General features: G+C 70.6%; 11 protein-coding genes. 8 read left to right on the forward strand and 3 right to left on the reverse strand.

Features of this window, described 5'->3' with window-relative positions; translation table 11 throughout:
- Positions 1-28: 28 nt before the first annotated feature.
- Positions 29-4,009, reverse strand: a complete 3,981-nt coding sequence (eccCa, locus tag OG490_RS27140) for a type VII secretion protein EccCa (RefSeq protein WP_330298881.1) — start codon at positions 4,007-4,009, stop codon at positions 29-31.
- A 272-nt stretch (positions 4,010-4,281) separates the two neighbouring features.
- On the opposite strand from eccCa, the gene eccD reads away from it, so the two are divergent.
- From eccD to OG490_RS27170, 6 genes are all read left to right on the forward strand, one after another.
- On the forward strand, positions 4,282-5,787 hold the full coding sequence (eccD, locus tag OG490_RS27145) for a type VII secretion integral membrane protein EccD (RefSeq protein ID WP_330298882.1): 1,506 nt from the start codon (positions 4,282-4,284) through the stop codon (positions 5,785-5,787).
- Positions 5,788-5,959: 172 nt separating this feature from the next.
- A complete protein-coding gene (rpsO, locus tag OG490_RS27150; RefSeq protein ID WP_330298883.1) occupies positions 5,960-6,247 on the forward strand; it encodes a 30S ribosomal protein S15 in 288 nt (95 codons plus the stop codon).
- Between the two features lie 301 nt (positions 6,248-6,548).
- Complete coding sequence (locus OG490_RS27155; protein WP_330301085.1) at positions 6,549-8,771, forward strand: polyribonucleotide nucleotidyltransferase; 2,223 nt, start codon at positions 6,549-6,551, stop codon at positions 8,769-8,771.
- Positions 8,768-10,147 carry a M16 family metallopeptidase gene (locus OG490_RS27160; RefSeq protein ID WP_330298884.1) on the forward strand — a complete coding sequence of 460 codons (1,380 nt, stop codon included), beginning with the start codon at positions 8,768-8,770 and terminating at the stop codon, positions 10,145-10,147. The genes OG490_RS27155 and OG490_RS27160 overlap by 4 nt, the downstream gene beginning before the upstream one ends.
- 60 nt (positions 10,148-10,207) lie before the next feature.
- Positions 10,208-10,960 carry a 4-hydroxy-tetrahydrodipicolinate reductase gene (gene dapB / locus OG490_RS27165; RefSeq protein ID WP_330298885.1) on the forward strand — a complete coding sequence of 251 codons (753 nt, stop codon included), beginning with the start codon at positions 10,208-10,210 and terminating at the stop codon, positions 10,958-10,960.
- Between the two features lie 18 nt (positions 10,961-10,978).
- Positions 10,979-11,428: a hypothetical protein gene (locus OG490_RS27170; RefSeq protein ID WP_330298886.1), complete on the forward strand. Its 450-nt coding sequence runs from the start codon at positions 10,979-10,981 to the stop codon at positions 11,426-11,428.
- Positions 11,429-11,502: 74 nt separating this feature from the next.
- Here OG490_RS27170 and OG490_RS27175 read toward each other — a convergent pair whose 3' ends face one another.
- Together OG490_RS27175 and OG490_RS27180 are read right to left on the reverse strand one after the other, a co-directional pair.
- Positions 11,503-12,063 (reverse strand): hypothetical protein, encoded by a 561-nt coding sequence (locus tag OG490_RS27175; RefSeq protein WP_330298887.1) that lies wholly within the window; start codon positions 12,061-12,063, stop codon positions 11,503-11,505.
- Between the two features lie 48 nt (positions 12,064-12,111).
- Complete coding sequence (locus OG490_RS27180; RefSeq protein WP_330298888.1) at positions 12,112-12,348, reverse strand: hypothetical protein; 237 nt, start codon at positions 12,346-12,348, stop codon at positions 12,112-12,114.
- A 270-nt stretch (positions 12,349-12,618) separates the two neighbouring features.
- Here OG490_RS27180 and thyX point away from each other — a divergent pair, with 270 nt between their 5' ends.
- Complete coding sequence (thyX, locus tag OG490_RS27185; protein WP_330298889.1) at positions 12,619-13,359, forward strand: FAD-dependent thymidylate synthase; 741 nt, start codon at positions 12,619-12,621, stop codon at positions 13,357-13,359.
- A gap of 200 nt (positions 13,360-13,559) precedes the next feature.
- On the forward strand, positions 13,560-14,459 hold the full coding sequence (gene dapA / locus OG490_RS27190) for a 4-hydroxy-tetrahydrodipicolinate synthase (RefSeq protein WP_330298890.1): 900 nt from the start codon (positions 13,560-13,562) through the stop codon (positions 14,457-14,459).
- The last annotated feature ends 86 nt before the right edge of the window (positions 14,460-14,545 follow it).

Genomic DNA, 14,545 nt, shown 5'->3' on the forward strand with positions numbered 1-14,545 from the left:
GGAACCCGACCCGGAACCCGGCGCTGGACTAGTGCCCCTGCATCCGCCCCAGCTGGATCAGCGAGGTCCCGCGCTTGCGCGAGACGAACGAGGCCCGGCCCGGCGGCATCGGACGCGGCCGGGCATTGCCGACCAGGTCGCCCTCGGAGGGATCGCCGGACAGCACCACGCCCTGCGCGCCCAGCTCCTTGATCCGCTGCATGAACGGCTCGTACAGCGCCCGCGAGGCACCCGCCGAGCTGCGCGCGATGATGAAGCGGACGCCCGTGTCCCGTGCGAACGGCAGGAACTCCACCAGCTGCGCCAGCGGGTTGCCCTGGCTCGTGGCCACCAGGTCGAAGTCGTCGATGACGATGAACACGTCCGGACCCGTCCACCAGCTCCGGTCGCGCAGCTGCTGCGGGGTGACGTCCTGCGGGGGCTGGCGCCGGGCGAACACCCCGCCCAGCGCCTCCATGTGCATCTGCAGGGAGCTCGCCATCGGCGCGTACTCCAGCATGTGCGACTCCGGCAGCGCCCCGAGCAGGCTGCGCCGGTAGTCGCCGACCACGAGCCGGGCCCGGTCCGGGCTGTAGCGCTCGGAGATCCGCTGGGCGATGAGCCGCAGCAGGTTCGTCTTGCCCGACTCGCTCTCGCCGAACACCAGCAGGAACGGATCGGTCTCGAAGTCGACGAACACCGGCTCCAGTTCGGTCTCGTCGATGCCGATCGCGATCCCGCGCTCCGGGTACTCCCCGCCCTTGGGGAGCTGGTCGGCGTGGAGCAGCCGCGGCAGCAGCCGTACGCCGGGGGCCGCCTGGCCCGCCCAGTTCTGCTTGACGGCCGCCACGAAGGCGGCCGTGGCCTCCGAGAGGTCCTCCGCCGAGTGCGAGCCGTCGATCCGCGGCAGCGCGCTCAGGAAGTGCAGCTTCTCCGCGACCTGGCCGCGGCCCGGCATGCCCGTCGGGACGTTCGCCGCGACCTTGCGGTCGAACTCCGAGTCCATGACGTCACCGAGGCGCAGCTCCAGCCTGCTGAGCATCTGGTCCTTCAGCGCGGCCCGGACCTCCATGTAGCGCGAGACGGTGATCACGACGTGGATGCCGTATCCCAGGCCCCGGGCCGCGATGTCCGTGACGATCTGGTCCAGGGCCTCGTACTCGTTACGGAAGCCGCCCCAGCCGTCGATGACCAGGAAGACGTCGCCCCAGGGCTCGCCGGGCAGCTCGCCGGCCGCCCGCCGACGCCGGTAGGTGCCGATCGAGTCGATGTTGTTCGCGCGGAAGAACTCCTCGCGCCGCCGCAGCACGCCGCTGACCTCCGCGACCGTGCGCCGCACCCGCTCCGGGTCCAGCCGGGAGGCGATCCCGCCCACGTGCGGCAGGTCCGAGAGGGAGGACAGGCCGCCACCGCCGAAGTCCAGCCCGTAGAACTGCACCTCGCGCGGGGTGTGCGTCAGCGCGAACGAGGTGATCAGCGTCCGCATCAGCGTGGACTTGCCCGACTGCGGGCCGCCCACCACCATCATGTGGCCCGCCGCACCCGAGAAGTCCCGGTACAGCACCTCGCGCCGCTGCTCGAAGGGCTTGTCGATGAGCCCGAGCGGTACCACGAGCCCGCCCGGCCTCGTGTACCCCTCCGCGTGCAGCCCGCGCTCCGCCGAAGGCGCCAGCGCCGGCAGCAACTGGTCCAGCGGCGGAGCCTGGTCGAGCGGCGGCAGCCACACCTGGTGCGCCGGCACCCCCTGCCCCTCCAGCCGTCCCACGATCACGTCCAGCACCGTGTCCGCCAGTGCGTCGTCCTGCCCGCCCCGCGCGGCTTCCTCCGCCCGCGCCGTCAGGTACGCCGGGTCCGGGGCCGCGTACACGACCGGCACCGGAGCCGCCGTGAACAGCACCGGCCGCCGCTCCACCGGGAACATCCCGACCGACAGGTCGGGCCCGCCCACCCGGTAGGTGCCCGAGACGTACGCGGCCTTGAAGCGCGTCATCTCGTCCGTACCGAACTTCAGGTAGCCCGAACCGGGCACCGACGGCAGGTGGTAGGCGTCCGGCACGCCGATCGCGGTCCGCGACTCCGCCGCCGAGAAGGTCCGCAGACCGATCCGGTACGACAAGTACGTGTCCAGGCCGCGCAGCTTGCCCTCCTCCAGACGCTGCGAGGCCAGCAGCAGGTGCACGCCCAGCGACCGGCCGATGCGGCCGATCTGGATGAACATGTCGATGAAGTCGGGCTTGGCCGTCAGCAGTTCGGAGAACTCGTCGATCACCAGCACCAGCGAGGCCAGCGGCTCCAGCGGGGCGCCGGCCGCACGGGCCTTCTCGTAGTCGTGGATGTTGGCGTAGTTGCCCGCCGAGCGCAGCAGCTCCTGGCGGCGCTGCAGCTCGCCGCGGATCGAGTCGCCCATGCGGTCCACGAGCGTCAGGTCGTCCGCCAGGTTGGTGATGACCGCCGCGACGTGCGGCATCTGCCCCATCCCGGTGAAGGTCGCACCGCCCTTGAAGTCGGCCAGTACGAAGTTCAGCGTCTCCGAGGTGTGCGTGACCGCCAGCCCCAGCACCAGCGTGCGCAGCAGCTCCGACTTGCCCGAACCGGTCGCGCCCACGCACAGCCCGTGCGGGCCCATGCCCTCCTGCGCGGCCTCCTTCAGGTCCAGCATCACCGGGGAGCCGTCCTCGCCCACCCCGATCGGCACCCGCAACCGCTCACCGGCCGAACGCGGCCGCCAGGTCCGGGCCACGTCCACGGCGGCCGCGTCGCCCAGGTTCAGCAGGTCCGTGAAGTCCAGATTGGCCAGCAGCGGTTCGTCGTCGTCCCCGCCGCCCGTGCGCAGCGGCGCCAGCTGCCGGGCCAGCGCCTCGGCCGCCGGCAGCGACAGGGTGTCGGGCACGCCCTCGTAGGCCACGCCCGCGCCCGACTCCAGCCGCAGCCGTCCCGGCCGCACCACGACCGACAGGCCGCCGCGCGCCTCGTCCAGATCGCCCGCCACCACCTCGACCACGGTCACGCCCTGCAGCCCCTCGGCCGCCGCGAACACCGAGTCCGGCGGCACCAGACCGCCCCGGGAACCGGAATCCAGCACCAGGATCACGTGCGGCTGGTCCATCACCGGGTTCGCTTCCCGGCTGAACCGGGGCCGCCCCTCCAGCCGGGAGCCCAGCAGCCCCTCCAGCTCGACCAGGTCGTCGCCGAACAGCCGCTTCGTACCGGCCCCGTCGATCTGACCCGGCAGCTGGGTGTGCGGCAGCCACTTCACCCAGTCCCACTCCGGCACCGCGCCCGGCGCGGCCACCACCGCCACCACCAGGTCCTCGGGGGAGTGCAGCGTCGCCAACTGCGCCACCAGCGCCCGCGCGGTACCCCGCGCCGACTCCGGTTCCCCGGACACCGTCACGTGGTAGAACGCCCGCAGCGACACCGCCACCGGCAGCCCGTCCAGCGAGGAGTGCACCTTCAGGAAGCGCTGCATCGCGCCCGCCGTCAGCGGCTCCAGCTCGTCCACCGGAGCCGTGTCCGGAGCCACCAGCGCAGTCGCCAGCCGCTGCGCGCCCAGCCCCAGCCGCACCTGCCCGAAGTCCGCGTCGCCGACCCGCCGCTCCCACAGGCGCGAACCCTCGGCCACCACCGACCACAACTGCTCGGGCGACGGGTGCAGGTACAGCTGCGCGTCGCGCTGCGCCCGCGCGGTCCTGCGGACCTGACGACGGGTTTGAGCCAGGTATTTGAGGTAGTCCCGACGCGTATCGGCCATTTGCCCCTGCGTACCGCGTCGGTGGCGCATCAGCTGGGCGACGAGCATGCCCACCGTCGACACCATCATCAGCACGCCCATGATGCGCATCATGGGAGCCGCACCCGGCATGAAGAAGAAGACGGCGGACGAGCCCATCCCGAGCATCGGGAGGAGCTGCATCAGCACGCCCTCCTGCTGCCCGCGCGGAAGCTCCGGCGGTGGCTCCAGCCGCAGTTCGTCCGAAGGGACTTCGGGCGGCAGGGACCGGGGCGGACGTTTGACGACGATCTGGCTCACCGGAGCATCAATCCCTTGAAAACAGACGGGACGTCGCAACCGGCGCCCTCAAGTCCCGGGCGCGAAGGGGGTCTCCTCCGCAGAGAGGTGATCCTACTTGCCGACAGTCATCCGCACTCCCGGTAGGGTGGCGCGCGCAGCATGCGCATCCGCGAATCGACTGCACGCCTGCTGACACGCACACAGCAGGCGCACGCACGCAGCACACAGCACGCACACGGCAACGGCACGCACACAGCGACCGCACGCACACAGCAACCGGGGGACACCAGGTGAACACCGCCGAGGCGACCGGCTTCCGCAGGGTCACCGTCGTGGCCCCCGACAGCCGCATCGACGTAGCCCTCCCCGAGGACATCGCCGTCGCCGACATCTATCCCGAGCTGCTGCGCCTCACCGGCCAGACCCAGCCCGTCGGCGCACCCACCGGCTTCCACCTGGTCCTGCGGTCCGGCACCGTCCTCGACGGCGCCCGCACCCTCGCGGCCCAGCAGGTCCTCGACGGCGAAGTGCTCAGCCTGCGCCCCTTCGCCGAGTCCCTGCCGCCCGCCGTCTTCGACGACGTCTCCGACGCCGTCGCCTCCGCGGTCGTCCGCGACCGCCACCGCTGGAGCGACGACATGCTGCGCGGCGCGGGCCTGGCCGGCGCCGCCCTGCTCTTCGTGCTCCTCGGCTTCGTCCTCTGGTACGCCGACCCGGTCCTGCACGACATGCACGGGCTGCCCGGGATCATCGGCGGCTCCGTCGGAGTGCTCCTGACCGCCGCCGCCGGAGTCCGGGCCCGGGTCTACCGCGACCGCGGCTCCGCCGTCGCCCTCGGCCTCGCTGCCGTGCCCCACCTGCTGCTCGCCGGAGTCGGCATCGTCGCCCCCGCCGCGGGCCACGGCCCCGGCCGGCTCCAGTTCCTCCTCGGCTGCGTGTGCGTGCTCGTCGCCTCCGTCGCCCTCGTCGCGCTCACCCCCGACGGCGACGCTCCCTTCGTCGCGGCCACCTTCCTCGCCGCCACCGGGACCCTGGCCACCTTCGCCGCCATCACCGCCGACGCCGCAGCGACCTCCGCCGCGGCCGTCTGCGCGCCCGTCGCCGTCGGCCTCGTCGCCTTCCTCCCCGGCCTCTCCGCCCGCTTCGCCCGGCTCCCGATCGGCTACGCGGCCCCGCAGAGCGCCGTGGCCGAGTACGAGACCCCGGACCGCTACGAGACCGAGCCCCACGGCGAGCGCACCGGCACCGACCAGCACGACTCCGGGGCCCCGCTCGACGCCGAGGCCATCGCCGCCCAGGCCCGCCGCGGCCACGAGATGCTCCTGGGCCTCGTCGGCGGCTGCGCCGCGGTCGCCGTCGGCTCCGCCGCCGTCCTCGGCTTCTCCGACAACACCTGGGCCCGGCTCCTGGCCCTGACCACCGGGCTCGCGATGCTGCTGCGCGCCCGCCTCTTCCGCTACACCTCCCAGGTCGCCTGCACCCTGGTGGCCGGCTTCGCCGCCCTCGGCCTGCTGATCCTGGGCCTGGCGATGCACCCGCCGCTGGACCTCCTCGTGGAGCTCGACCGCTACGGGGACCACAGCGGCCTCGATCTCCGTACGATCTGGCTCTCCGCGGCCGTGACCGCCGGCGCGGCCCTCCTCGCCGGAATTGCGCTGGTCATTCCCCGCAAGGGTCTGTCACCCTTCTGGGGGCGGCTGCTCGACCTCACCGAGGCGGCGGTCCTGCTCAGCCTGGTCCCGCTGACCCTGGCCGCACTCGACGTCTACGCCCGGGTCCGGTCTCTCACCAGCTGAGACGGGGCAGAGCGGCAGCCTGGTACGCTGTGTGACGGCCGTTTGTGTACGCGCCCCCGGATTCTTCTGGAGGCTGCGCTCAGCGGACCCCGCCTCCCGAGTTACGGAAGATCCCCAGAGAATTCGACCTGGGGCACTCGGTGGCAACGAAGACCTATTACGAGGAGTACGCGTGCCGCTCGACGCCGCAGTAAAGAAGCAGCTCATCGCAGAGTTTGGTGCCAAGGAGGGCGACACCGGCTCCCCCGAGGTCCAGGTCGCCATGCTGTCCCGCCGCATCTCGGACCTGACCGAGCACCTGAAGGCCCACAAGCACGACCACCACTCCCGTCGTGGTCTGCTGATCCTGGTCGGCCAGCGTCGCCGCCTGCTGCAGTACCTGGCCAAGAAGGACATCCAGCGCTTCCGCGTCCTGGTCGAGCGCCTCGGCATCCGCCGCGGTGCGGCCGGCGCCAAGTAAAAACGCTGTGGAGGGAGCGGCACCCGCGCTGAGGGGGCCGCTCCCTTTGCTGTACGTGCGCGCGGCAGCCGGACGCTTTGTAGTCTGGATCGCGTGACGTCTTAAAGGCGTGCACAACTGAAGAGGAGGAGCGCCCTCCCTACGCCGCCGGTCCTCGGTAGTGGCACCCGGAACGCCCGCAACGGGCTCGAACCCCGGATGCTTCGATCGAAGACCGGCCCGCACGCAAGGAGCGCTTCTCCGCAACCGTCCACCACCACACGGGTGGCGGACGGAGACGACGAAAATGGAGAAAACGCTAGTGGAGAACGAGACCCACTACGCCGAGGCCGTCATTGACAACGGTTCCTTCGGCACCCGCACCATCCGCTTCGAGACGGGCCGTCTGGCCCGCCAGGCCGCCGGCTCCGCCGTTGCCTACCTGGACGACGACACGATGGTGCTTTCCGCCACCACCGCGTCGAAGAAGCCCAAGGACCAGCTCGACTTCTTCCCCCTCACGGTGGACGTCGAGGAGCGCCAGTACGCGGCCGGCAAGATCCCCGGATCCTTCTTCCGCCGCGAGGGCCGCCCCTCCGAGGACGCGATCCTCACCTGTCGCCTGATCGACCGCCCGCTGCGCCCGTCCTTCAAGAAGGGCCTGCGCAACGAGATCCAGGTCGTCGCCACGATCATGGCGCTCAACCCGGACCACCTGTACGACGTCATCGCGATCAACGCCGCGTCCGCGTCCACCCAGCTGGCCGGCCTGCCCTTCTCCGGCCCGATCGGCGGCGTCCGCGTCGCGCTGATCCGCGGCCAGTGGGTTGCCTTCCCGACGCACACCGAGCTCGAGGACGCCGTCTTCGACATGGTCGTCGCGGGCCGCGTGCTCGAGGACGGCGACGTCGCGATCATGATGGTCGAGGCCGAGGCCACCGAGAAGACCATCGCTCTGGTCAAGGGCGGCGCCGAGGCGCCGACCGAGGAGGTCGTGGCCGCCGGTCTCGACGCCTCGAAGCCCTTCATCAAGGCTCTGTGCAAGGCCCAGGCCGACCTGGCCGCCAAGGCCGCCAAGCCCGAGGGCGAGTTCCCGGTCTTCCTGGACTACCAGGACGACGTGTACGCGGCCCTCTCGGCCGCGGTCAAGGGCGAGCTCTCCCAGGCGCTGACCATCGCGGGCAAGCAGGACCGCGAGGCCGAGCTGGACCGCGTCAAGGAGATCGCCGCCGAGAAGCTCCTCCCGGCCTTCGAAGGCCGCGAGAAGGAGATCTCCGCCGCGTACCGCGGTCTCACCAAGGCCCTGGTCCGCGAGCGCGTGATCAAGGACAAGGTCCGCATCGACGGCCGCGGGCTCACGGACATCCGTACCCTCGCCGCCGAGGTCGAGGCCATCCCGCGCGTGCACGGCTCGGCGCTGTTCGAGCGTGGCGAGACCCAGATCCTGGGCGTCACCACCCTGAACATGCTCCGTATGGAGCAGCAGCTGGACACCCTCTCCCCGGTGACCCGCAAGCGCTACATGCACAACTACAACTTCCCGCCGTACTCGGTCGGCGAGACCGGCCGCGTCGGTTCGCCGAAGCGCCGCGAGATCGGCCACGGCGCGCTCGCCGAGCGCGCGATCGTCCCGGTCCTGCCGACGCGCGAGGAGTTCCCCTACGCGATCCGTCAGGTCTCCGAGGCCCTCGGTTCCAACGGCTCGACCTCCATGGGCTCGGTCTGCGCCTCGACCATGTCGCTGCTGAACGCCGGTGTGCCCCTCAAGGCCCCCGTCGCCGGTATCGCCATGGGCCTGATCTCCCAGGAGATCGACGGCAAGACCCACTACGTCGCCCTCACCGACATCCTCGGTGCGGAGGACGCCTTCGGCGACATGGACTTCAAGGTCGCCGGCACCAAGGAGTTCGTCACCGCGCTCCAGCTGGACACCAAGCTCGACGGCATCCCGGCCTCCGTTCTGGCCGCCGCCCTCAAGCAGGCCCGCGACGCCCGCCTCCACATCCTCGACGTGATGATGGAAGCGATCGACACGCCGGACGAGATGTCCCCCTTCGCCCCCCGGATCATCACCGTCAAGATCCCGGTGGACAAGATCGGTGAGGTCATCGGCCCCAAGGGCAAGATGATCAACCAGATCCAGGAGGACACCGGCGCCGAGATCACGATCGAGGACGACGGCACCATCTACATCGGTGCCTCCGACGGCCCGGCCGCCGAGGCCGCCCGCGCCACGATCAACCAGATCGCCAACCCGACCATGCCGGAGGTCGGCGAGCGCTACCTGGGTACGGTCGTCAAGACCACCACCTTCGGTGCCTTCGTCTCCCTCATGCCCGGCAAGGACGGCCTGCTGCACATCTCGCAGATCCGCAAGCTCGCCGGTGGCAAGCGCGTGGAGAACGTCGAGGACGTGCTCGCGGTCGGCACCAAGGTGCAGGTCGAGATCGCCGAGATCGACTCCCGCGGCAAGCTCTCCCTGGTCCCCGTGATCGACGGCGAAGCCGCCGGCGACGACGCCGACAAGGACGACTCCGACAAGTGATGTCGCGTAGTTCCCGTGTGACGGCCCGCCCCTCTTCGGAGGGGCGGGCCGTCGCCCGTACCCAAACCGTGCTCAAGGGCACCAACGGCATCGGCACCGTCCGGCGCACCGTCCTCCCCGGCGGACTGCGCGTGGTCACGGAGACCCTGCCGTCCGTCCGGTCCGCCACCTTCGGCATCTGGGCCCACGTCGGCTCCCGGGACGAGACGCCCACGCTGAACGGCGCCACGCACTACCTGGAGCACCTCCTCTTCAAGGGCACCGAGAAGCGCAGCGCCCTCGACATCTCCTCCGCGATCGACGCGGTCGGCGGCGAGATGAACGCCTTCACGGCGAAGGAGTACACCTGCTATTACGCGCGGGTGCTCGACACCGACCTGCCGCTGGCCATCGACGTCGTGTGCGACATGCTCACCGGCTCGCTGATCCTCGAATCCGATGTCGACGCCGAGCGCGGCGTCATCCTCGAAGAGATCGCGATGACCGAGGACGACCCGGGCGACATGGTCCACGACCTGTTCGCCCGGACGATGTACGGGGACACCCCGCTCGGGCGCCCCGTCCTCGGCAGCGTCGACACGATCAACGCGCTCACGGCCGACCGGATCCGCCGCTTCTACAAGAAGCACTACGACCCCACCCACCTGGTCGTGGCCGCCGCGGGCAACGTCGACCACAACAAGGTCGTACGGCAGGTCCGCGCGGCCTTCGAGAAGGCCGGATCCCTGACCCGGACCGACGCGGAGCCGATCGGCCCGCGCACCGGCACCAAGCGGATCCGCACCTCCGGCCGCGTCGAGCTGGTCAACCGCAAGACCGAGCAGGCCCACGTGGTCCTCGGCATGCCGGGCCTGGCCCGCACCGACGAGCGCCGCTGGGCGCTGGGCGTGCTGAACACCGCGCTCGGCGGAGGCATGTCCTCCCGCCTCTTCCAGGAGGTCCGCGAGAAGCGCGGCCTGGCCTACAGCGTGTACTCGTACACCTCGGGCTTTGCCGACACCGGCCTCTTCGGCGTCTACGCGGGCTGCCGCCCCAGCCAGGTCCACGACGTACTGCGGATCTGCCGGGACGAGCTCGACAAGGTCGCCGCCGACGGGCTCACCGACGAGGAGATCCGGCGGGCCGTGGGCCAGCTGTCCGGCTCCACCGTCCTCGGCCTGGAGGACACCGGCGCGATCATGAACCGCATCGGCAAGAGCGAGCTGTGCTGGGGCGACCAGATGTCGGTCGACGACATGCTGGCCCGGATCGCGGCGGTCACCCCGGACGACGTGCGGTCGGTCGCCCGGGACGTACTGGCCCAGCGTCCTTCGCTCGCGGTGATCGGCCCGCTGAAGGAGAAGCAGGCGGCCCGTCTCGACGAGGCCGTCGCCTAGTTCCACCGGCAGAGTTCCATCAGGACGCGAGTCCGCATTTCATCGAGGGACGAAGTAGACATGAGCAAGCTGCGCGTGGCAGTCCTCGGCGCCCAGGGGCGCATCGGTTCCGAAGCGGTCAAGGCCGTCGAGGCCGCCGAAGACATGGAGCTGGTGGCCGCCCTCGGCCGCGGCGACAAGCTGGAGACGCTGGCCGAGGCCGGCGCCCAGGTCGCCGTCGAGCTGACCACCCCCGCCTCGGTGATGGGGAACCTCGACTTCCTCATCCGCCACGGCATCCACGGAGTGGTCGGCACCACCGGCTGGACCGAGGACCGCCTCGCCCAGCTGAACACCTGGCTCGCCGGTTCGCCGCAGACCGGTGTGCTCATCGCACCGAACTTCTCGATCGGCGCCGTCCTCACGATGAAGTTCGCCGCCCAGGCCGCCCGGTACTTCGAGTCCGTCGAGGTCGTCGAGCTGCACCACCCGAACAAGGTCGACGCGCCCTCCGGCACGGCCACCCGTACGGCGCAGCTCATCGCGGCCGCCCGCGCCGAGGCCGGCCTCGGCGCGCAGCCCGACGCCACCGCCACCGCCCTCGACGGCGCGCGCGGCGCGGACGTCGACGGGGTCCCGGTGCACGCGATCCGGCTGCGGGGCCTGCTGGCCCACCAGGAGGTCCTCCTGGGCGGCGAGGGCGAGACCCTGACCATCCGTCACGACTCCCTGCACCACAGCAGCTTCATGCCGGGCATCCTGCTCGGTGCGCGCCGCGTGACGCAGACCCCGGGCCTCACGTTCGGCCTGGAAAACTTCCTCGAACTCGGCTGACGAGCAGACAGCGGAACCATGCGCGCGAAGATCGCCTACTTCATCACGGCAGCCGTCCTGGTCGTGTACTTCGTCCTGGCCGGCAGCCGGGGCCTGATGCTGATCCGGCACGGCACCTGGCTCACCGTCACCTTCGGGCTGGCGGTGCTGATCCTGCCGGTCATCGGCGTCTGGTTCCTCTGGCAGAACACCCGCTTCGTCACCCGGGCCAACCGGCTCGCGACCGAGCTGGAGGCCGAGGGCGGGCTCCCCGTCGACGAGCTCGAACGGGACGCGTACGGCCGTATCAAGCGGGATTCGGCCGACGAGGTCTTCGCCCGCCGCAGGGCCGAGACGGAGGACGCGCCGGGGGACTGGCGCACCTGGTTCCGCCTCGCCGTGGCCTACCGCGACGCCCGCGACACCCCGCGGGCCCGCCAGGCCATGCAGCGGGCCATCTCCCTGCATGACGGACGCCCGCGCTCGTAGGGCCGCTCAGCCCTCGAAAAGTGCCCGTACAGGAAGGAATCCTGTACGGGCACTGTCGCGCGGGCCGGCGCCGCTCAGGCGGGTACGGCCGTCCGGTACTCCTCGGCCCAGGCCTCGACCGAGCCGGCGGCCCGGTCGAACGCCTCGGTGCGCGAGAGGAAATCGGCGCTGTGATCGGTCAGCAGCACCGGCAGCGGCGCGCCACTGCGCGGGGCGGCCGTCAGGGCCTGGCCCTGTACGGTCCTCGGCAGTCCGAGCCAGCGCACGGGCTGCTGCACCGTGCGGACTTCGCCGACCTGGCTCCACGGCACCGAGCGGGTCACGAAGAACCCGACCCGGCGCAGCCCCTTGCTGCTGACCCAGACCCCCGTGCGCAGCAGCCGCAGGGCGGAGCCGACCACGGCGAGCGAGGCGATCGCGCCGCCCAGGGTGCCGCCCAGGGTGCCCGCTGCGGCGATGATCACCGTGGCGAGCAGCATGAAGGACCCCAGCAGGAGCAGCAGCGCGGCCACGGCCACCCGCCAGGGCCCCGGGCGGTAGGGGCGGTGCCAGCGGTCGGGGTCTTCGTAGGGGAGCGTCTCCCCGTTGTCGTGCGCGTCGAATGCGCCGTCGGCCGTCAGGAAGGGCAGGGGCACGGCAGGACCTCACTCACATGCACGTTCGGTTGGGCTGTGCCCGTGAGGCTACCGCCCCTCGGCCGCCTCCGACTGCTGCGACTTCGCCGGTGCGGTCGGCTGGAGTGCGGGCAGACCGAAGAGCAGCGAACCGACGAGCCCTGCCACCACGGTCAGTCCGACCAGACTACGAGCGGCGAGCTGGGTCCTGCTCAGACTCTCGCGCGGCGGCGGAGTGACGTTGCTGCGGAAACGGTCGGCCTCGGCGACGAAGGCAAACGGGACGGGTTCGCGCCGGCGAAACACGGGAGCGGTCTCCTCACGATCGGGGCCGTGGTGGCCCTGGGGCGGTGCGGGCGGGACGGGTTGCGCGTTCTACTGGGTAGACGCGTTCTACTGGGTAGGACGTGCAAGAGCCCCGATCGGTGCCGGATTTCGGGACATTAACCAAATTTTATGGCACCGCGTCAGATCCGGCACCGGCAGGTCCGGGCCGCCCCGCTCTGCGCGGAACGCCCGGCGGACCGCCGTAGAGTGGTCGCCGCCCCCAGTAAGACCCGTTCGGAAGGACCCCCGGTGAGCGAGACCGCCGCTTCAGATCTGAAACCCAGCTTCCGCAGTGATGTGACGGTGGAGCTGGTGAAGCACTCCGCCGCCGACTCCGACGTGCTGTGGGCGGCGCGCGTCTCCACGGCGGGCGAGCAGTCGCTGGAGGAGCTGCAGAAGGACCCGGAGCGCTCCAAGGGCCTCATCAACTACCTGATGCGGGACCGCCACGGCAGCCCCTTCGAGCACAACTCGATGACCTTCTTCATCAGCGCCCCGATCTTCGTGTTCCGCGAGTTCATGCGGCACCGCGTGGGCTGGTCCTACAACGAGGAATCGGGCCGCTACAGGGAGCTGGAGCCGGTCTTCTACGTTCCGGACGCCGAGCGCAAGCTGGTCCAGGAGGGCCGCCCCGGCAAGTACGTCTTCGTCGAAGGCACCCGGGCCCAGCAGGAGCTGACGGGCCGGGTCATGGAGGACTCCTACGTCCAGGCCTACGAGGCCTACCAGGAGATGCTGGCGGCGGGCGTGGCCCGCGAGGTCGCCCGTGCGGTCCTGCCGGTCGGCCTGTTCTCCTCGATGTACGCCACCTGCAACGCGCGCTCGCTCATGCACTTCCTCGGCCTGCGCACCCAGCACGAGCTGGCGGCGGTCCCGTCCTTCCCGCAGCGGGAGATCGAGATGGTCGGCGAGAAGATGGAGCAGCACTGGGCGGGCCTGATGCCGCTCACGTACGCGGCCTTCAACGGCAACGGCCGCGTCGCCCCGTAAGGCCGGATCGGACTCGGTCCGCACAGATGTGCGGGTCAAGTCCGAAGTGTCCGTATTGCGGCGTTTGGTAAAGTTCATCTAGGCTGATCAAACGGACCCGGCACTGCTTGAACCCCCGAGCAGGCAGTGCCGGGCTCCAACACCGTCATCACGTCCCCCGAGGGGACACCGCGAGCGTGGCAGCGAGTAGCGTGTTACCCATGGCTCCGATCTCGACTCCGCAGACCCCCTTCGGGCGGGTCCTCACCGCCATGATCACGCCGTTTACGGCGGATGGCGCACTTGACCTCGACGGCGCGCAGCGTCTCGCCGTCCACTTGGTGGACGCAGGCAACGACGGCCTGATCATCAACGGCACCACCGGTGAGTCTCCGACCACCACCGACGCGGAGAAAAACGACCTCGTACGAGCCGTACTCGAAGCGGTCGGTGACCGGGCCCACGTGGTCGCCGGCATCGGCACGAACGACACCCGCCACACGCTCGAGCTCGCCCGCCAGGCCGAGCGCACCGGCGCACACGGCCTGCTCGCGGTCACCCCGTACTACAGCAAGCCGCCGCAGGAGGGCCTCTTCCGGCACTTCACCGCGATCGCCGATGCCACCGAGCTGCCCGTCATGCTCTACGACATCCCCGGCCGCAGCGGTGTTCCGATCAACACCGAGACTCTGGTCCGGCTGGCCGAGCATCCCCGTATCGTGGCCAACAAGGACGCCAAGGGCGACCTCGGCCGTGCAAGCTGGGCCATCGCGCAGAGCGGCCTGGCCTGGTATTCGGGTGACGACATGCTGAACCTGCCGCTCCTGTCGATCGGCGCGGCCGGATTCGTCTCCGTGGTCAGCCACGTGGTCACCCCCGAGCTGCGCGCCATGCTGGAGGCCTACCTGGGCGGTGACGTCCAGAAGGCGACCGAGATCCACCAGAAGCTGCTCCCGATCTTCACCGGCATGTTCCGTACCCAGGGTGTGATGACCACCAAGGGCGCGCTGAACCTGCAGGGCCTGCCCGCGGGCCCGCTGCGGCTCCCGCTGATCGAGCTGACCGCCGAAGAGACGGCGCAGCTCAAGATCGATCTTGCCGCCGGCGGGGTACAGCTCTGACATCAGACTTCACAACTGAACAAGCGGCACCACACAAGACCACAGCAAGTGCACGAATGACACGCTCGCCACGTGCCCCGAGGGGA

It is taken from the genome of Streptomyces sp. NBC_00503, from assembly GCF_036346895.1.
GTDB lineage: Bacteria > Actinomycetota > Actinomycetes > Streptomycetales > Streptomycetaceae > Streptomyces.

Bases quoted from the DNA above. Each gene is read 5' to 3' on its own strand.
- dapA (WP_330298890.1), top strand. From the start codon at position 13,560: ATGGCTCCGATCTCGACTCCGCAGACCCCCTTCGGGCGGGTCCTCACC.
- OG490_RS27170 (WP_330298886.1), top strand. From the start codon at position 10,979: ATGCGCGCGAAGATCGCCTACTTCATCACGGCAGCCGTCCTGGTCGTG.
- dapB (WP_330298885.1), top strand. From the start codon at position 10,208: ATGAGCAAGCTGCGCGTGGCAGTCCTCGGCGCCCAGGGGCGCATCGGT.